This window comes from Streptomyces decoyicus (genome assembly GCF_019880305.1).
Taxonomy (GTDB): Bacteria; Actinomycetota; Actinomycetes; order Streptomycetales; family Streptomycetaceae; genus Streptomyces; species Streptomyces decoyicus.
Map to the genome: position 1 here is coordinate 2459044 of NZ_CP082301.1, position 18036 is coordinate 2477079.

Annotated in this window: 18 protein-coding genes; 9 read left to right on the forward strand and 9 right to left on the reverse strand. The window is 71.2% G+C overall.

What is annotated here, in order from left to right:
• The first annotated feature begins 118 nt into the window (after positions 1-118).
• Positions 119-799, forward strand: coding sequence for a biliverdin-producing heme oxygenase (locus tag K7C20_RS10750; RefSeq protein WP_053208739.1), 681 nt, complete (start codon positions 119-121; stop codon positions 797-799).
• A gap of 81 nt (positions 800-880) precedes the next feature.
• On the opposite strand, the gene K7C20_RS10755 is transcribed toward K7C20_RS10750, so the two are convergent.
• Positions 881-1546 (reverse strand): PhzF family phenazine biosynthesis protein, encoded by a 666-nt coding sequence (locus tag K7C20_RS10755; RefSeq protein ID WP_030084516.1) that lies wholly within the window; start codon positions 1544-1546, stop codon positions 881-883.
• Between the two features lie 303 nt (positions 1547-1849).
• On the opposite strand from K7C20_RS10755, the gene efeO reads away from it, so the two are divergent.
• From efeO to K7C20_RS10775, 4 genes are read left to right on the forward strand one after another with little or no spacing between them, the layout of a single operon-like run.
• Positions 1850-3004: an iron uptake system protein EfeO gene (gene efeO / locus K7C20_RS10760; RefSeq protein WP_030084514.1), complete on the forward strand. Its 1155-nt coding sequence runs from the start codon at positions 1850-1852 to the stop codon at positions 3002-3004.
• Between the two features lie 24 nt (positions 3005-3028).
• A complete protein-coding gene (gene efeB, locus K7C20_RS10765; RefSeq protein ID WP_053210233.1) occupies positions 3029-4342 on the forward strand; it encodes an iron uptake transporter deferrochelatase/peroxidase subunit in 1314 nt (437 codons plus the stop codon).
• A 57-nt stretch (positions 4343-4399) separates the two neighbouring features.
• Positions 4400-5392 (forward strand): iron uptake transporter permease EfeU, encoded by a 993-nt coding sequence (gene efeU, locus K7C20_RS10770; protein WP_030084509.1) that lies wholly within the window; start codon positions 4400-4402, stop codon positions 5390-5392.
• Positions 5379-6254 (forward strand): hypothetical protein, encoded by an 876-nt coding sequence (locus K7C20_RS10775; RefSeq protein WP_245171755.1) that lies wholly within the window; start codon positions 5379-5381, stop codon positions 6252-6254. Before efeU ends, K7C20_RS10775 begins: the two co-directional genes overlap by 14 nt.
• Positions 6255-6351: 97 nt before the next feature.
• Here the strand turns inward: K7C20_RS10775 and K7C20_RS10780 are convergent, their stop codons facing one another.
• Positions 6352-7098: a bifunctional DNA primase/polymerase gene (locus K7C20_RS10780; RefSeq protein ID WP_030084503.1), complete on the reverse strand. Its 747-nt coding sequence runs from the start codon at positions 7096-7098 to the stop codon at positions 6352-6354.
• A 163-nt stretch (positions 7099-7261) separates the two neighbouring features.
• A complete protein-coding gene (locus tag K7C20_RS10785) occupies positions 7262-7861 on the reverse strand; it encodes a TetR/AcrR family transcriptional regulator (protein ID WP_030084501.1) in 600 nt (199 codons plus the stop codon).
• A gap of 120 nt (positions 7862-7981) precedes the next feature.
• Here K7C20_RS10785 and K7C20_RS10790 point away from each other — a divergent pair, with 120 nt between their 5' ends.
• The gene (locus tag K7C20_RS10790) at positions 7982-8155 is read left to right on the forward strand and encodes a DUF6243 family protein (protein ID WP_167352546.1); all 174 of its coding nucleotides are present in this window, start codon (positions 7982-7984) and stop codon (positions 8153-8155) included.
• A 120-nt stretch (positions 8156-8275) separates the two neighbouring features.
• Complete coding sequence (ddaH, locus tag K7C20_RS10795) at positions 8276-9124, forward strand: dimethylargininase (RefSeq protein ID WP_030084499.1); 849 nt, start codon at positions 8276-8278, stop codon at positions 9122-9124.
• Between the two features lie 39 nt (positions 9125-9163).
• Here the strand turns inward: ddaH and K7C20_RS10800 are convergent, their stop codons facing one another.
• The 4 genes from K7C20_RS10800 to K7C20_RS10815 form a co-directional block, all read right to left on the reverse strand.
• Positions 9164-10117 (reverse strand): small ribosomal subunit Rsm22 family protein, encoded by a 954-nt coding sequence (locus K7C20_RS10800; RefSeq protein WP_053210234.1) that lies wholly within the window; start codon positions 10115-10117, stop codon positions 9164-9166.
• Between the two features lie 40 nt (positions 10118-10157).
• Positions 10158-11234, reverse strand: a complete 1077-nt coding sequence (locus K7C20_RS10805; protein WP_053210235.1) for a serine hydrolase domain-containing protein — start codon at positions 11232-11234, stop codon at positions 10158-10160.
• Positions 11235-11290: 56 nt separating this feature from the next.
• Entirely contained in the window at positions 11291-12625 is a 1335-nt protein-coding gene (locus K7C20_RS10810) for a multidrug effflux MFS transporter (protein ID WP_048829796.1), read from the reverse strand.
• A 144-nt stretch (positions 12626-12769) separates the two neighbouring features.
• Positions 12770-13399 (reverse strand): TetR/AcrR family transcriptional regulator, encoded by a 630-nt coding sequence (locus tag K7C20_RS10815; protein ID WP_048829795.1) that lies wholly within the window; start codon positions 13397-13399, stop codon positions 12770-12772.
• A gap of 373 nt (positions 13400-13772) precedes the next feature.
• On the opposite strand from K7C20_RS10815, the gene K7C20_RS10820 reads away from it, so the two are divergent.
• Complete coding sequence (locus K7C20_RS10820; protein ID WP_053210243.1) at positions 13773-14996, forward strand: IS701 family transposase; 1224 nt, start codon at positions 13773-13775, stop codon at positions 14994-14996.
• Between the two features lie 308 nt (positions 14997-15304).
• A complete protein-coding gene (locus K7C20_RS10825) occupies positions 15305-16246 on the forward strand; it encodes a ScbA/BarX family gamma-butyrolactone biosynthesis protein (RefSeq protein WP_048829794.1) in 942 nt (313 codons plus the stop codon).
• A gap of 125 nt (positions 16247-16371) precedes the next feature.
• Here K7C20_RS10825 and K7C20_RS10830 read toward each other — a convergent pair whose 3' ends face one another.
• A complete protein-coding gene (locus K7C20_RS10830) occupies positions 16372-17334 on the reverse strand; it encodes an NAD-dependent epimerase/dehydratase family protein (protein WP_030084486.1) in 963 nt (320 codons plus the stop codon).
• Entirely contained in the window at positions 17331-17954 is a 624-nt protein-coding gene (locus K7C20_RS10835) for a ScbR family autoregulator-binding transcription factor (RefSeq protein WP_030084484.1), read from the reverse strand. The genes K7C20_RS10830 and K7C20_RS10835 overlap by 4 nt, the downstream gene beginning before the upstream one ends.
• Positions 17955-18036: the final 82 nt, after the last annotated feature.

Sequence of the window (18036 nt, forward strand, 5' to 3'; positions counted from 1 at the left end):
GACGTCGGGAACGGGGTTGACTTAGGTAAGCCTAAGTAGTTAGGTGAACCCAGTGCCAGCGGCTCGGCGGAGCCGGCTTCTGTTCCCGTCCGCGCCCCTCGGTCCCCGGAGGTCCGCCTTGGAAGCGTCCAGCCCGACCCCGTCCGCCCCGTCCACCCCCTTCTCCGCGGTCATCCGCACCGCCTCCCACGAGCAGCACGTGGAGGCCGAGAACTCCTCCTTCATGAGCGACCTCCTCGGCGGCAGGCTCGGCATCCCGGCCTACCGGCGCTACACCGAGCAGCTGTGGTTCGTCTACCGCGCGCTGGAGGACGCCTCCGGGCCGCTCGCCGCCGACCCCGTCGCGGGCCCCTTCATCCGCCCCGAGCTGGCCCGCACCGCCGCGCTGGAGCGCGACCTCACCCATCTCGGCGGGCCGTCCTGGCGCAGCGGCCTGGAGCCGCTCCCGGCCACCGCCGCCTATGCCGACCGGGTGGCGGCCTGCGCCCGCGACTGGCCGGCCGGCTTCGTCGCCCACCACTACACGCGCTATCTCGGCGACCTCTCCGGCGGCCAGATCATCCGCGGCACCGCCGAGAAGACCTGGGGCTTCGCCCGCAAGGGCGACGGGGTCCGCTTCTACGTCTTCGAGGACATCGCCAACCCGGCCGCCTTCAAGCGCGAGTACCGGGCGCTGCTGGACGCCCTGCCGGTGGACGACCTGGAAAAGCAGCGGGTGGTCGACGAGTGCAAGCGTGCGTTCCGGCTGAACAGCGCGGTCTTCCGGGAGTTGGGCGAGGAGTTCCCGCTGAGCGCGTAGAAGCCGGCTCTCCGGCTCCTGTCGCCTGCCGCACCTGCCCGCCCCCTTGCCGCCGCCCCCCGCCCGCCCCGAGCCCTACGACTACGGGGTAGCGGGGCGGACCCGTCCGCCGATGGCGATGGTGCCGTCCGGATACGTCCGGGTGAGGATCCGCGAGCCGGCGCCCTGCCGGATGTCGAGCGGGCGTCCCCGCTCATGGGTCAGCAGCATCGCGGCGGCGCCGGTCGCCTCGTCCTCGACGACGCTGTCGCCACGCCGCGGGAAGGCCCGCGCCCGGACCACGCCCGCGGCCTCGTCCTGCCAGGCCCAGGCGTAGAGCCAGCCCTCCCCCGGCGGCGGCGCGGGCAGTGCGTCGACCTCGGCGGCCGAGGCATGGTGCCGGGTCGTGCGGGCGGTCACCCACTCCGGGCGCCCGCGCACCCAGGTGATGTCCCCCTCGAAGCGGACCGCGACCTCACCGGCCGCGGGGCGCAGGGTGCGCGGCGGCCGCCCCAGGCTCCGCAGCAGCCAGGCCAGACCGACCAACGGGTGCCCGGCGAACGGGAGCCGGCCGCTCGGGGTGTGGATGTCCACGGCGCCGCGGGCGACGTCGTCGAGGAACACGGTCTCGCTGAAGCCGAGTTCGGCCGCGAGCGCGGTCCGCTCGGCGGCGTCGGGGAGGGCCGCCCCGTCGCGGACGACGCCCAGCGCATTGCCCCCGGCCCCGTCCGGGCCGCAGAACACCCGGAGCACATCAAGTTCGGTCATCCGGACAGTGAACCGCAAGGCCGGTGACCCGGGGCGGCGAACGGGCCTCCACGGACCGTGTATTCGCTGGTCATGACCCGTCGCATCACATGACCCTTACTTTGACCGACGCATGACGCTTCCGTGACCGGGCACGTGTCAATCCGTGATCAAGCCGTTGTCCATGAGAGCGGGATCACTGGACGGAGCGGGAAAAACTAGGTAAGCCTCAGATAAGTTAGGGCCGCCTTAGTGGCTGCCAAAGTGACTGTCTATCGTTCCGGTACGTCATCCCCGTACATCCGAGCCCGCCTGGAGCCCCGTATGCGAGCCCTTCGCTCCTCCGCCGTCGCCGCCCTCGCCGCGGCCACGGCTGTCACCGCCGTCGCCGGCTGCGCCGCGAAGAACGACGGCAAGGGAGGCGGCGGAAAGGGTGCGATCGAGGTGACCGCGACCGACTCCAGCTGTGAGCTCTCCGCCAAGGAGTTCCCCGCCGGACACGTCCGGTTCGCGGTGCAGAACAAGGGCTCCAAGGTCACCGAGGTGTATGTCTACGCACCCGGCGACCGGATCGTGACCGAGCGGGAGAACATCGGTCCCGGCACCAGCGCGGAGATCACCGCGGAGATCAAGGCCGGTTCGTACGAGGTCGCCTGCAAGCCCGGTATGAAGGGCAAGGGCATCCGCCAGAAGGTGACCGCCGGCGGCAAGGGCGCGACCGCCAAGCGCGACCCCAAGCTGGATGCCGCCGTTGCCGCGTACCGCACCTACGTCCAGGAGCAGGCCGACCAGACCCTCCCGGCGGCACAGAAGTTCGCCGACGCGGTCAAGAGCGGCGATGTGGAGGCCGCGAAGAAGGCCTACGCCCTCTCCCGGGTGGGCTGGGAGCGCACCGAGCCGGTCGCCGAGTCGTTCGGTGACATCGACCCCAAGGTCGATGTGCGCGCCGACGGCCTGGAGAAGGGCCAGAAGTGGACCGGCTGGCACAAGCTGGAGAAGTCCCTGTGGGAGGAGAAGAAGATCTCCGGGGACGACAAGAAGCTCGCCGACCGGCTGATCACCGACCTGAAGGACTGGCAGAAGCGGGTCGGCAAGGCCGAGATCACCCCGACCAGCATGGCCAACGGCGCCAAGGAGCTGCTCGACGAGGTGGCCACCGGCAAGGTCACCGGTGAGGAAGAGCGCTACAGCCACACCGACCTGGTCGACTTCCAGGCCAATGTCGAGGGTGCCGAGACGGCGTACGAGCTACTGAAGCCGGTCGTCGCCAAGAACGAGCCGGCGCTCGCCAAGGAGCTGGACAAGCAGTTCAAGGCAATCGATTCGCTGCTCGACGACCACCGCGACAGCAAGTCCGCCGACGGCTTCGCCTCCTACGACACGGTCGGCAAGGACGAGCGCAAGGAGCTCTCCGACGGCGTCAACGCGCTGGCCGAGCCGCTGTCCAAGCTGGCCGCCGCCGTGGCCACCACCAAGTAGTCCGCCGCCAGGCAAGGGATCGTGATGACGCAGGACGACGGCACGACAACCGAGGACACCAAGGCCGCGCAGACCGCCGACGGGCACGCCCCGTCCCGGCGTTCGCTGCTCGGCTGGGGAGGCGCGGGGCTGGCCCTGGGCGCGGTCGCGGCCGGCGGTACGGCGGCGGCGCTGCGCACCGGCGGCGACGCCCAGCCGGCCGGCGCGGACGCGACCTCGCGCTCCGCGGTCCCCTTCCACGGCAGGCACCAGGCGGGTATCGCCACCGCCGTCCAGGACCGGCTGCACTTCGCCTCGTTCGACGTCACCACCGATGACCGCGCCGAACTGATCGCGCTGCTCAAGGAGTGGACGAAGGCGGCGGCGCGGATGACGGCCGGCGACGCCGTCGGCGACGGTGCGGTCGGCGGGCTCGCGGAGGCCCCGCCGGACGACACCGGCGAGGCGCTCGGTCTGCCGCCGTCCCGGCTCACCCTGACCTTCGGCATCGGCCCGACGCTGTTCGAGAAGGACGGCAAGGACCGGTTCGGCATCAAGGCCCGGCGGCCCGACGCCCTGATCGACCTGCCGCAGTTCCCCGGCGACAACCTCGACAAGACCCGCAGCGGCGGCGATCTGTGCGTCCAGGCGTGTGCGGACGACCCGCAGGTGGCGGTGCACGCGATCCGCAACCTGGCGCGGATCGGCTTCGGCAAGGTCGCGATCCGCTGGTCGCAGCTGGGCTTCGGCAAGACGTCCTCGACGACGCCGGACGCCCAGACCCCGCGCAACATGTTCGGCTTCAAGGACGGCACCCACAACCTCGCGGGCACCGACACCGCCGCGCTCGACAAGCACGTCTGGGTCACCGACGGGGACGCGAAGGACAAGGCCGGCTGGATGGCCGGCGGCTCCTACCTCGTCGCGCGCCGGATCCGGATGCACATCGAGACCTGGGACCGCACCTCGCTCCAGGAGCAGGAGGACATCTTCGGCCGGAACAAGGGCGAGGGCGCACCGGTCGGCAAGAAGCACGAGCGGGACACCCCGCATCTGAAGTCGATGCTGCCGACCGCGCATGTCCGCCTCGCGCACCCCGACTCCAACGGCGGGGTGCGGATCCTGCGCCGCGGCTACTCCTTCACCGACGGTACGGACGGTCTGGGGCGGCTGGACGCGGGGCTGTTCTTCCTCGCCTACCAGCGGGACGTCCGCCAGGGCTTCGTCCCGCTCCAGAAGCGGCTGGCGGCCGACGACGCGCTCAACGAGTACATCCAGCACGTGGGTTCAGCGGTCTTCGCGGTGCCGCCGGGCGTCCGGAACGCGGACGACTGGTGGGGCCGGGAGCTGTTCGCCTGACATCGTCGGCGCCGGAAGGCGGGGCATCGACTTCATGAAGGAAGGGAAGGAACCGACGTGTTCGGCAACTACCTGATCGGTCTGCGCGAGGGCCTGGAAGCCAGCCTCGTCGTCTGCATTCTCATCGCCTATCTGGTCAAGACCGGGCGGCGGGAGGCGCTGCGCCCGGTCTGGACCGGTATCACGATCGCCGTGGTGCTGTCGCTCGCGTTCGGTGCGGCGCTTCAGTTCGGGTCGCAGACCCTGACGTTCAAGGCCCAGGAAGCGCTCGGCGGGTCACTGTCGATCATTGCGGTCTGCCTGGTGACGTGGATGGTCTTCTGGATGCGGCGTACCGCGCGGCATCTGAAGAAGGAGCTGCACGGCAAGCTGGACGCGGCGCTCCAGATGGGCACCATGGCGCTGGTGGTCACCGCGTTCCTGTCGGTGGGCCGCGAAGGCCTGGAGACCGCGCTGTTCATCTGGACCGCCGCGCAGTCCGCCCACGACGGTGTACGGCCGCTGGTCGGGGCGCTGCTGGGCCTGCTGACGGCCGTAGCGCTGGGCTGGCTGTTCTACCGCGGTGCGGTGCGGATCAACCTGGCGAAGTTCTTCACCTGGACCGGCGGCATGCTGGTCGTGGTCGCGGCGGGCGTGCTGGCGTACGGCTTCCACGATCTCCAGGAGGCGGACATCCTGCCGGGGCTGACCACGCAGGCGTTCGACATCAGCGCGCAGATCCCGGTCGACAGCTGGTACGGCACCCTGCTGAAGGGCATCTTCAACTTCCAGCCGGACCCGACCGTCCTTCAGGTCACGGTGTGGGCTCTGTATCTGGTCCCCACGCTCACGTTGTTCTTCGCCCCCGGTAGGGTTGCGCCGAATCGTGCCACCCCGGCGGCCGCCCAGTCCGCCCCGGTCGCCCCGAAGGAGCCCGAGCCCCATGACACGCAGGTCGCCGTTCCGGGTGCCCGCAACACTGACGTCGGCAGCGGCGGCGCTGGTGATATTGAGCGGCTGCATGACGGTGCACGGCGAGAGGGAGATGCTGCCGGCGGTGTCGAAGGCTGAGGGCACCAAGGCGCTCACCCACTTCACCGAGACCTTCAACAAGGTCAACCGGCAGCTCGATCCGGCGCTGAACCCCTCCTTCGAGGGGGGAGCGCTGCTCGCCATCGACCAGGCCGGGATAAAGGCGGCACACGCCCTCCGGCCGCAGGGCAATCCGAACTTCACGGCACTGGCGTTCACGGATCCGCACTTCACCGTGCCCAAGCAGGCGGGCTGGCCGAAGTACTTCATCGCGGACGCGGCCAGCAACCGCAAGAACGCCCGTGGCCAGAACACCCGCTGGTTCCTGGTGTTCAGCCGCAACGGCATCGACGAGCAGTGGCGCGCGGTGTATCTGGCGACGTTCGCGGGCAACAAGGCGCCGGAGCTGGAGACGGACGAGAAGGGCTACGCGGAGGCGGTGCCCGCCGGCGCGAAGTCCGGTCTGGCGGTCGATCCGGGCAAGCTCAGCCGTACCTATGCGGACTACCTCAACACCGGCAAGGGCAGCACCTTCGCCTCCGGCCCGGAGACCGACGGCTGGCGGGCCCGGCGGGCCAAGGACGCCAACCGGCCCGGCCAGCGCATCATGTGGGAGGACACCGCCGCGGGCTATCCGCCGGTGGCACTGCGGACGAAGGACGGCGGTGCGCTGGTGTTCTTCTCGACCGTCTACCACCAGCAGAAGACGGTGTTCGCCGGAGGGACGATCACGGTGACCGGGGGTCTGCGAGGCCTGCTGGACGGGCCGCCGAAGAAGACCAACCGGATGGCGTTCACCACCGTCTCCGGCCAGGCGGTCACGGTGCCGGCCAAGAGCGCCGGGGGGAAGGTCACGGTCCTGAACCGGATCGAGGCGAAGACCTCGGTGAAGCCGCTGTAGCCGGCCGGGAAACCGCTCGTGTGCGAAAGGGCCGTCGGGGTGAACCCGGCGGCCCTTCGGCGTACGCGTGGGAGGGGCGGCGGGTGGCCGGGCCCGCTCAGCGGCCGATCGGCCAGGCCGTCGCTTCGTGGTGGTAGGGCTCGCGGCTGTTGAACTCCGCGCAGGCGTCGGTGAGCGACTCCAGCAGCGTCAGCGGGTCGGGCGGCGTCAGCTCGGGGCCGCGCAGCCAGGTCACCGCAGGCTGCTCGCCGGGCAGCGTCGAGGGCGGCAGCAGCACATAGCTGCCGCGGCAGTGCCAGCGCAGCCCCGGGTGCTCGTCCATGGTCTCGGGGTGGCAGTCCAGCTCGCAGGGCCACCACTCGTCCTCGTCGTCCGGGGTGCCGCGGGTGGCGGTGAAGAAGAGCATCCGGCCGTCGCGGAAACCGGAGCCGCTGAGGGTGATCGGCCCGACCTCGATGCCCGCCGCGTCCAGCCGCCCCAGGGCGCTGCGGCCCGCCTCGACGGGTACGTCCAGCACGTCGTGGCTGATGCCGGTGGCGGTGATGAAGTTGGCCTGCGGCAGGGTGCGGACCCAGGCGGCGACCTTGTCGCGGTCGGTGGTGGCGACGGTCTGCCAGCCGAAGGAGATGGGGTGCCGGCCGGGAGTGGGACAGCCGATGCGTTCACAGGAACAGCCGTAGCCGGAGGGGTGCGCGGCCGGGGCCACGGGGAAGCCGGCGTCGACCGCCGCCAGCAGCAGGTCCTCGCGGCTGCGCGCAGCCGCTGATCCCGTGTCCGTATCGCCGCCGTCCGATCCGCTCTTCGGCCGGCGCAGCCACTGGGAGAACCTGCTCTTGCGTTCCATCTATCCCCTCACTTCGAGCGGTGGTCTGGGATCAATGCTGCCACCATCCTGCTCCTCGGGTGACCGGTGTGGAGATCCGGGGTGAACGAAGAGGGGGCCAATACCGGCAATTCAGGTCATGGACGACAAGATGCCGCCGCTGCCGCCCGGCCGCCCGGTGCGCTCAGCCGCGCGGCCGCAGACCGCGCAGTGCCTGGTCGACAAGGGTGTCCACGAAGTCGTAGGTCAATTCGCCGGTGCGCATCAGCCAGCGCTGTGAGAAGGGACTCAGCACCATCTCGGCAGCGATCCGCACATCGATGTCCTCGGCCACCTCACCCGCCTCCTGCGCCGCCCGCAGCCGCTCGGTATAGACACGGATGCCGGGCTCCAGCAGCCGGGCGACGAAGGTGCGGGAGACCTCCTCGTCGTTCGCGCCGGCCACCGCGAGGGCGCGGTAGGGCGCCTGGAAGGCCGGGTCGTTGAATTCATCGGCGGTCGCCCGCAGCACGAACTTCAGGTCCGCGGCCAGATCCCCGGTGTCCGGGAGGCCCGCCGCGTAGTCCTCGTCGGCGTCGACGGTGAACGCATCCAGCAGGACGGCGGCCTTGGAGGGCCACCAGCGGTAGATCGTCTGCTTGCCGACCCCGGCCCGGGAGGCGATGCCTTCGATCGTGAGCTTCTCGTAGCCGACCTCGCCGACGAGCGCGAGGGCGGCATCGAAGATCGCCCGGCGGGAGCGTTCGCTGCGGCGGGTGGAGTCGGGGGCTGCTTTGTTGGCCATACCGCGGAGTCTAGCGAGAAGAAGGCGAGACGTATCGTCTTGACGAGACGCATCGTCTCGCCCATAGTGGATCCCGAGCGAGACGCTTCGTCTCGATCGCCGAGAAGGAAGGGGATTCCCATGAGCAAGGGCAATGCCGGCGGGATGCTGGGGGTCGGCGGAACGCGCAACAAGCTCTCGCGCGGCGCACTGCGCGGCGGGACCGCGGACCGCGGCGGCCGGGGCCGGACCGATGCCCAGGACCGGCGCCGTGAGCTGCTGCGCAAGTTCCAGGAGCGGGCGAAAGAGGAGTAGGGAGCGGGCCACCCGAACGGTGCACGGCCCGGGGCACCGGGGCTCTTCGCGGTGGACGATTTGGGAGCGCGTACGGGATCCCGTACCCGCCCTGAGTGCCACCACCGTGAGGAGCCTTCCTTGCGTATCCCCCGGCGCAGCGCCACCCCCCGCCGCTACCTGATGTGCCCGCCGGCGCACTTCCGGGTCAGCTACTCCATCAACCCCTGGATGAACCCCGACAAGCCCGTCGATCTCGCCCTCGCGCAGGCCCAGTGGGAGGATCTGCGCGACCGCTACCGCGCGCTCGGCCACACCGTCGAGGAGCTGGCGCCGCACCCCGGATTCCCCGACATGGTCTTCGCCGCCAACGGCGCCACCGTCGTGGACGGGCGGGTGCTCGGCGCCCGGTTCGCCTTCGCCGAGCGGCACGGAGAGGCCGCGGTGCACGCCCGGTGGTACCGCGAGCACGGCTTCGCCGACGTACGCACACCGCAGAACGTCAACGAGGGCGAGGGGGATTTCGCCGTCACCGCCTCCTGGCTGCTGGCCGGCCGCGGCTTCCGCAGCAGTCCGCTCTCCCATGCGGAGGCCCAGGAATACTTCGCCCGCCCGGTGATCGGCCTCGATCTGGTCGACCCGCGCTACTACCACCTCGATACGGCGCTGTGCGTGCTCGACGCCGGCAGCGGCGAGCCGGGCGCAGGCGCGGCGGAGGTCATGTACTACCCCGGCGCGTTCTCCGCCGGGAGCCGCGCCGTGCTGGCCCGGCTGTTCCCCGACGCGCTGATCGCCGGCGCGGCCGACGCGGCGGCCTTTGGGCTGAACGCGGTCTCCGACGGCCTGCACGTGCTGCTGCCCCAGGCGGCGGTGGGGCTCTTCGCACCGCTGCGGGAACGGGGGTACGAGCCGATCGGGATGGATCTGACCGAGCTGCTGAAGGGCGGGGGGAGCGTGAAGTGTGTGACGGCGGAGCTGCGTTTGGGGTGAATCCCACATGGTCGGGTGCGGCGTCACCGCAGCCCCAGGTCAGGACCAGTCGTCGCCCCAGGAGGCGTCGCGGGCCTCGCGGTAGTGGGTGCCGTGCCGCTTGGTCACCGTGGTGCGCTGCAGGCCGTCCTGTGTCGTGCACAGGTCCAGGAGGACCTGGCCCTTGCGGAGTTGGGGTTTGCGGACGATGCGGGCGGGGGCGGGGGTGGCGTCGAGGGTGGTGGCCGCGACGTAGCTGAACTTCTCGTCCTCGTACGGGAGGGAGCCGCCCTTGACCTGGCGGTGGAGGGAGGAACGGTTGACCCGGGCGGCGAAGTGGCACCAGTCCTGACCCGGGACGATGGGGCAGGTGTCGCTGTGCGGGCAGGGGGCGACGATGCGCAGACCGGCTTCCGTGAGCTGGGTGCGGGCCTCGCGGATGCGGAGGTAGCCCTCGGGGGTGCCGGGTTCGATCAGGACGACGGCCTCGGCCGCGGTGGCCGCCGCCGCGACGACGGCGCGGCGGTCCTCGGGACGGAGTTCCCCCAGGACGTAGGAGACGGTGACCAAGTCCGTGCCGGCGGGGATCGTCAAGCCCTCGCCGATGGTCTGCCGCCGCCATTCGGTGTCGGGCAGGGTCTTGGCGGCCAGCTCCCGGCCGAGGTCGAGGGCGGGCTGCGCCCAGTCCAGGACGGTGCTGCGGTGGCCTTCCCAGGTGGCGGCGGTGGCCCAGGTGGCGGCGCCGGTGCCGCCACCGATGTCCACATGGGTGGCCGGGGACCAGTCCGGGACCCGGGCGGCGAACGCGGTCAGCGCGGCCCGTACCGCCTCGAAGGTGGCGGGCATCCGGTAGGCGGCGTACGCGGCGACATCGGCGCGGTCCCGCAGCACCGGGGCGTCGGTGGGCGTACGGCCCCGGTAGTTGGCGATCAGCCGCTCCACGGCCTGCGCGGCCTGTTTGGGCGGCAGGCCGTCGAGCAGGCCCGCCAGCGCGGCGCGCAGTTCCTCGTGCATGACCGAAATTCTACGGGCCCCGCGGGGGTGCCCTGCCTGGTCAGGTGGCGCGGGACGCCGCACGGGCCAGCCGGGTGGCGGCCGCGGCCCGGGGAGCGCTGCCGCTGTTGCGGCGACGGGGGTGGACGGTGTTGGCGAGGAGGACGAGGAAGGTGTCGGTGGCGCGGTCGAGGACCAGGCTGGTGCCGGTGAAGCCGGTGTGCCCGGCCGCGCCGCGGCCCGCCAACTCACCCATGAAGTAGGGCTGGTCGACGCCGAAGCCGAGGCCGGGCGGATCGAGCAGCGCGGCGACCGCGTCGGCGCCGAGGATCCGGGCACGGCCGTACGCGCCGCCGTTGAGCAGCGTGCGGCACAGCACGGCGAGGTCCTGGGCGGTGGAGAAGAGGCCCGCATGACCGGCCACCCCGCCCAGCGCCCAGGCGTTCTCGTCGTGCACCTCACCGCGGACCATGCCGCGGTCCGCCTTGGCCCAGGGCCGCCGCTGGTCCTCCGTCGCCGCCACGCCCTGCGGCGCCAGCGGGCCGTAGGAGGTGCTGGACATGCCCAGCGGGCCGGTGATGCCGTCGCGGATCAAGGCGTCCAGCCGCTGCCCGGTGCGCCGCTCCAGGATCAGCTGGAGGGCGATGAGGTTGAGGTCGGAGTAGAGGTGCCCGGCGCCGGGCCTGCCGGACGGGGCCGCCGCCTCCGCCCACAGGAGCGCCAGTTGGTCGCTGCGGTCCCGGTGGTCGTGGAACGGCAGCTCGGGGGCGAGCCCGGAGGTGTGGGTGAGCAGCTGCCGTACGGTGATGCCGCGGGCGAAGGCGGGCAGGTCGGCCCGGACCTCGTCGTCGAGGGCCAGTCGGCCGCGTTCCATCTGCTGGACGGCGGCGATGGCCGTGAAGAGCTTGCTGAGCGAGGCGAGGTCGAAGACGGTGCCGACCCGCATCGGCTCCCACAGATCGCGGGGCAGGTCGAGGCCGCGGTCCAGTCCGGGGTCGTAGGCCCGGAAGCGCAGCGCCCAGCCCGCGGCGGCCTCGGCGGCGACGACCGGGCCCCGGCCGGCCAGGACGACGGCTCCGGGCGCCCAGGGCGGCCGGCCCTCGGGCAGCGCCCGCACGCCGCGGACCAGCCGTTCCATGCACGCGGGATCCAGCCCCGCCCGGGCCGGCGTGCCATAGGTGAGTCTCGGTGCGTTCAGAGCCTGGTCCTCTCGCCCGCCGTGCTCCCGTTGTCCTCCCCCCTACGCTGCCACGGGCGGCACATCCCCAGGAAGCTCACGAGCGCCAATATGGCGCAGGAGAGTTGTACAAGGGCCATCGGCAGGGCCGTCCGCTCGCCCGCGATGCCCACCAGCGGGGAGGCCACCGAGCCGAGCAGGAAGGTCGAGGTGCCCAGCAGCGCGGAGGCGGAGCCGGCCGCGTGCCGGGTGCGCAGCAGCGCCAGGGTGTTGGTGCTCGGCATGACCAGGCCCATCGCGGCCATGAGGACGAAGAGGCCGGCGGCCACCGGGACCAGGCCGACCCGGCCGAAGACGCCGGAGGACATCAGGAGCAGACCGGCCGCGGCGAGCGCGATCACGGCCAGTCCGGTGCCGAGCACCTTGTCGAGACCGACCCGGCCGACCAGGACCTTGCCGTTGAACTGGCCGACACACACCAGGCCGACGGAGTTGATGCCGAAGAGCAGGCTGAAGGTCTGCGGGGAGGCGCCGTAGATCTCCTGGATCACGAACGGCGAGGCCGAGATGTAGGCGAAGAGGGCGGCGAAGGCGAAGGCGCCGACGAGGAGGTAGCCGGAGAAGGCCCGGTCGGCGAGCAGATCGCGCATGGTACGCAGGGTCTGGCCGAGGCCGCCGGAGTGCCGGCCCTCGGGCGGCAGGGTCTCGTCGAGCCTGCGCCACACCAGGAGGGTGAGCGCCACCCCGACGGCGGTCAGGACGACGAACACCCCGCGCCAGTCGGTGATCCGGAGGATCTGGCCGCCGATGAGCGGGGCGACGACCGGCGCCGTTCCGGAGATCAGCATCAGGGTGGAGAAGAACCGGGCCATCGCCACGCCGTCGTACAGATCGCGCACCACCGCCCGCGCGATGACGATGCCGGCCGCGCCCGCCAGGCCCTGCAACAGGCGGAAGGCGATGAGGAGTTCGGTGGTGGGGGCGACCGCGCACAGGGCGGTCGCCAGGATGTAGATCACCATGCCGGCCAGCAGCGGGCGGCGGCGCCCCCACTTGTCGCTCATCGGGCCGACGATCATCTGGCCCAGCGCCATGCCCGCCAGGCAGGTGGTGAGGGTGAGCTGGACGGTGGCGGCCGGGCTGTGCAGGGCGGCGGTGACCTGCGGCAGGGCCGGCAGATACATGTCCATGGAGAGCGGCGGGACCGCCGTGAGGCCGCCGAGGACGAGGGTGACGAGGAGTCCGGTGCGGCGGGACGCGGCACGTGCGGCCGGTGCGGCCGGTTCTGCTGCTGCGCCCCGCTCGGCTATCGCGGGAAGGTCCTTGGGATCGGCCGCGCCGGGCTCCGTCATAGGTGTCTCCATGGGTCATCGAGGGCTGCACCATGGTGTCATGCACGGGACGGCTCCCGGCCGTTTCCGGCCCGGTCCCTTGGACCTAGGACGGACGTCCCGGGGGGCCTGGGACCGACGTCCCGCAGCCCCAGGACGGACCGGTCAAGACCGGCTGTGAGGTGCGGGCGGCTCGTCGGGTGGCTCGTGTGGGCTGATGCCGGTCAGGGCGAGCTGCCAGATCTTGCCCAGTTGTACGACGGTGCTGACCCGCGCTGTCTCGGCGACGGCCGGCCGTGCCCGGACGTAGGTCTCGGTGCCGGCGACCAGATGGACGACGAGTGCGGCGATGGTCTCGGGCAGGGCGGCCGGGTGGAGCTGGCCGTCCCGTTGGGCCTGTGCGAGCAGACTGTGGACGGCCGGCAGCCAGGCGGATGACCACGCGGGACTGTCCGGCCGTTCGCGGGCGAGCCGTGCCGCCGACCGGACGACGGGGTCTTCTTCCAGTAGCCGGGCGAGGCCGAGGGTCAGGTCGATCACGGCGTGCAGGGCGGGCCCGGATCCCCCCGTGGCGTGGTCCGCCACGGTGCGGGCGGCGCGGGACCCCTGCGACTGGACCTCGTCGGCGAGTTCGCCCTTGGTGGAGAAGTGAAAGGTCAGCGCGCCCATGGAGATGCCGGCCGCGTTGACCACCCTGTTCAGCGAGGTGCCGTCGTAGCCACTGCGGTCGATCTCCTCGGCTGCGGCCCGCACCAGAGCAGCGCGCGTGCGGGCCGCCCGCTCCTGCCTCACCACGGCTGCGCTCCGGGGTGCGGAACGCCGTTCGTCGGGCGGTCGGCCGCCTGCGCCGCAGTGGGGTCACATGCGGTGGCCACTGCGAACGGCGGGGCGGGCCGGCGCACGCGTCGCGCATTCACCAAAACAGCTCTCCTTCGGTCATGCCAGCTGGTGAGACGGACAGCGTGCACGCTCTGTGGCCAGGTGACAACACCGACTTGACGAAGTGTTATGTCACGTTTGGTCAGCCGCGGTGAGCGCATATGACCTGCCGAAGTAGGAGTGGCCGCTGCCCGGGAGGTGAAAACAAAGAGATTGTTCTCTATTCTTTTCTGGGTCTTGCGATGGTCCGGTCGTGCCGCCGGCCAGCACCAGGGAGGGAATGCACACGATGGCTGCGTACGCTTCGGGTCAACTGCCGGCGCCTCACGGCCAGGTACCCGCCGCCACATTCGTCGAGGAACTCTTCGGGCACCTGCCGCGAGCCGATCAGCGGCGCTGGGCCCTCGCCTGCATCCAGGGGCTGTTGAGCACACCGGGCAAGAAGTCGGTGCGCCGGCTGGCCGCCACCGTCTCCGCCTCGCCCACGGCCTCGCAGTCGCTGCACCAGTTCATCAACGCCAGCCCCTGGGACTGGGAACCCGCCCGTCAGGAACTTCTGCGGTGGATCGAACAACGAGCACAGGCCAGTGCATGGACGATCGGTCTGGCGGTCCTGCCCAAGCGTGGCGAGCACTCCGTCGGCGTGCACCGCAGATTCGTGCCGGAGTCCGGGCGCACCCTCAACTGCCAGGTGGGCATCGGGGCATTCCTGTCGACCGGCGGAACGGGGCTACCGGTCGACTGGCGTCTGCTGCTTCCCGACCAGTGGTGCCAGGATCCGCAGCGGCGCCTGCGCGCCCGGATCCCGGACACCGCCGCCCACGGCCGTCAGGTGTGGTCGCACATTCTGGACCTGGCCGATGCACTGGCTTCACGCACACGTACGGCTCTGCCGCCGCTGGTGGCGGACATGAGTGAAGGCACGGACGCGGCGGCGCTGATGGACGGGCTCAGCCGGCGCGGGCAGGACTTCGTCATCGCGGTGCCCGGCTCCCTCCCCGTCCTGCCCTGCGCCCACTTCACAGGCCGGCAGCCGGGCGGACCGGGACCGGCCTCCCCGCTCGGCGTCCGTCGGCTGCTCACTCTCAGCGGCCGCCGCCACCCGCACACCGCCACCGTGAGCACCCACGACGGAGCACCCCGGCTCGTGAGGATTCTGAGCGGCCTGGCCCAGCTGCCGCAGACCCGGCCCGGCGCGGCGGACCACCGGCCCGCCTACCGGGTCTTCACCGAATGGCGGCCCGCCGGGGGACGGCTCTCCCGTATGTGGGTCACCAACATGGCGAACCGGCGCATGGACGAACTGCTCGCCCTCACCGGCCTGCCGACCGCGACGGCCGCCACCCTGCACGATCTCGAGACCCACTTCGGCCTCCTCGACTTCGAAGGCCGCTCCTTCCCCGGCTGGCACCACCACATGACGCTGATCTCTGCCGCGTACGCCTACCGCCGGCTCGCCGGTTCGGCGCTCCTGGCCCCGTACGTCCACGCGTCCGGCCTGCGTTCCGCCTGAACTCCACAGCCCTCAGACCCCTGAGGACCCTGAGGTCCCGTCAGGGTCGACGACGGCAGGCGGCACCGGCCGGATCAGCCCCTCAACCCGTGTCCGTCTCGGATCGCGGACGGTGGGGCGCCTCGTGCCGTCCGGCGCTCCAGGCGAGTCCGGACGGGTCTGTACTGCGGATCCGCCATGGACGGTGCCGCAATCTCCTCGACAAACAAAAAGAACACCCTCTATGTTATTTGCGCGGCGATCAGGTCACCCGCCCACGGGGGACGGGGGCGCGCCGCGTGTGATCTGCCTAAGGGGGAAGCAAGGGCATGTTCCATTCCGCACGCCATGGCACTGCATCCGGCACCACTCTGTTCAGTCGGGTGCCCCAGGAACTGGTGCACAAGACAGCACCCGACGAAGTGCTGCTCACCGGCTGGCGTCAACAAGCCGACGACCACTTCGCCGTCACGGCATCATGGCCGGAGCAGCACAGTTTCTACGTACCGGTGGCGGGGGCCCACGACCCCCTCTTAGCTGCCGAGTCGGTGCGCCAGGCGATCCCGTTACTGTGCCATGGCGCTTACGGTGTGCCCCTGGGGCACCGTCAGATATGGGAGCACTTCGCCTGCACGCTCCACGGCGACGCGCTGTCCGCCGGGGAAGGACCGGCCCCCATCGAGCTGGACATCTCCTGCTCCGATGTACGACGACGCGGCAGCAGGCTTGCCGCGATGACGATGCAGGTGCGCCTGATCCGCGACGGCGCATGCATGGGGGTGGCACACACGCGCTTCACCAACCAGCCCCCGGCCGTCTACCAGCGCCTGCGAGGCGAGTACGCCGACCTCGAGGCCGCGATGTCGCGGACCATTCCGCTGGCCCCGCCGATGGCCCCGAAGCAAGTACAGCGCAGCCGGTTCCGAGATGTCGTCCTCTCGCCGACCAACTCGGCGCATACGTCCCAACTGCGCGTCGACCCGGCCCACCCGGTCCTCTTCGACCACCCGGTCGACCACGCCCCGGGCATGCTTCTGCTGGAGGCCGCACGCCAGGCGACGCACGCTGTCGCCCACCCGCATGAGGTGGTCCTCACAGGAATGAACTGCATCTTCTCGCTCTATGCGGAACTCGACGCCCCGTGCTGGATCGAGACCTCTGCGATCAGCAACGAGCTGATGGGCCGCCTCGCGGTAAAGGTGGTCGCCCGTCAGTCCGGCCGGGAGGTGTTCTCGGCCATGACCACGGCCGAGCACACCGTGCAGGCCTGATGGCGCCTGCGGGCTCCGGCACCACGGGGCCCCACCGACCTCGCTGAACTCTGTGGTCGGCGCATCATCGTGCACTTCGGGGGCGGGCCGGGCGGCCGGCTGGACGGCCGGCCCGCCCTGCGGCCTCACCGGGCGGGCAACGCGGCCAGGTGAGCCCGGTACCATTCCGCGGCTTCCCCGAGACGGGCGAGCGCTCCGGGGCCCGCAGGACATCCGGCCGCCTCCCAGACCGCCTCGCTGCGATACCAGTGATCGCGTGCGAGCAGCGAGAACTGGCGCTCATTCATCTTGCCCGGACGCTTTCGCAGCTGTTCGAGGCAGGTCTGCCAGGGCCAGCTTTCGCTGCCGGCCGGCGGCAGTACCTTGCATGCGGCCAGCGCCGCCAGCAGCTCGCCGTTGCTGACCGGAACCGGATGGCCGGCGTGAAAGATTCCGCGGGGCGGCTCCGCCAGACACGCCAGGGACGTGATCAACCGCGCCAGGTCACCGACGTCCACGAGCGACAGCAGGCCGCGTCCACCGTCCCAGCGCGCCGGAACCCTCTCCAGCAGTTCCGCGTAGGCGGGAACCACCCACCGGTCGCCGCGCCCCAGAACCAGGCCCGGCCGCAGCACGGTCCCACCAGCGGCCAGCGCCTTTCCTTCGCCTTCCAGCCGGGTCCTGCTGGACGGCGAAACCGGTGCGGGCGCCACCTCGTTCACGCCGATCCCACGGTGCGGACCCATCCCGTACACCGCCGCCGTGGACAGATGGATGATCCGTTTCACCCCGGCGCGCCGCGCCTCGGCCATGAGGGCCGCGCAGCCGTGGACATTGACCTGTGTGCAGCGGGACTCGTCGCCGCCGATGAACGACGCCAGGTGGATCAGTACGTCCGCCCCGGCCACCAGCCCGCGTAAGGACCCCGCGGCGGTCAGGTCTCCGAGGACCCAGTCCAGGCCCGGTACGGCTGAGCCCGCGGGTGGTGTGCGGGCCAGCGCCCGCACCGTGATGTCCCTGCCCGCCCGGGGGGTTTCGAGCAGCGTCCGCAGGACCGCCGACCCGATGAAGCCCGTGGCGCCGGTGAGCGCTACCCGCCACGCCCTCATGCGTCCGCGCCGGCAGCGGCATCGACCGTCACCCCGGAGACCGCCCGCGGATCGGCAATGCCGGGCAGCAGGTAACGCCACATCGCGACGATCTGCTGGGGAAGGTCCGCCCGGCCGGTGGAGAGCTGGGACATCAGCTGGGTCCCGGTGTAGGCCGCCACCAGGACCCGTGCGCACTCCGCCTCGTCGACACCCTCCAGCAGTTCGCCCCCGGCGCGGGCGGCGAGCAGCTCCTGCCGGAACTTCTCGGCCCACCACTCGTACACCGTGAAGTCCTGGACACCGCCTTCGGTTTGATCGACCGCCAGCCGCACGCCGGCCCTGAAGCGCACGTTGCGCTGCATTTGTCCGGCGAGGTACAGAGTCAGGTTCACCAACTGCTGTAGGCCGCTCGGCTCTTCGGGCAGGTGCAGCCCGGCCGCCTGCTCCAGGATGACCGCCCTGGCCAGGTCCTCCTTCGATTTGAAGTGGAAGTACAGGGCCCCCGGCGTGACTCCGGCGCGTTCGAGGATCCTGTTGATACCCGCGCCGGAGAAGCCGCACTCGTCGAAAGTCTCGGCAGCTGCCTGGACGAGCGCTTCGCGTGTCCGGACTGCCCGTTCCTGCCTTTGGCGTGTCACGTGCCCGTCCTCGATCTCTGAATAGTGCAAAAAGAACGACCTCTATGTTATGTCCGGAACGGCCTTCGCCGGTACCCGCGTT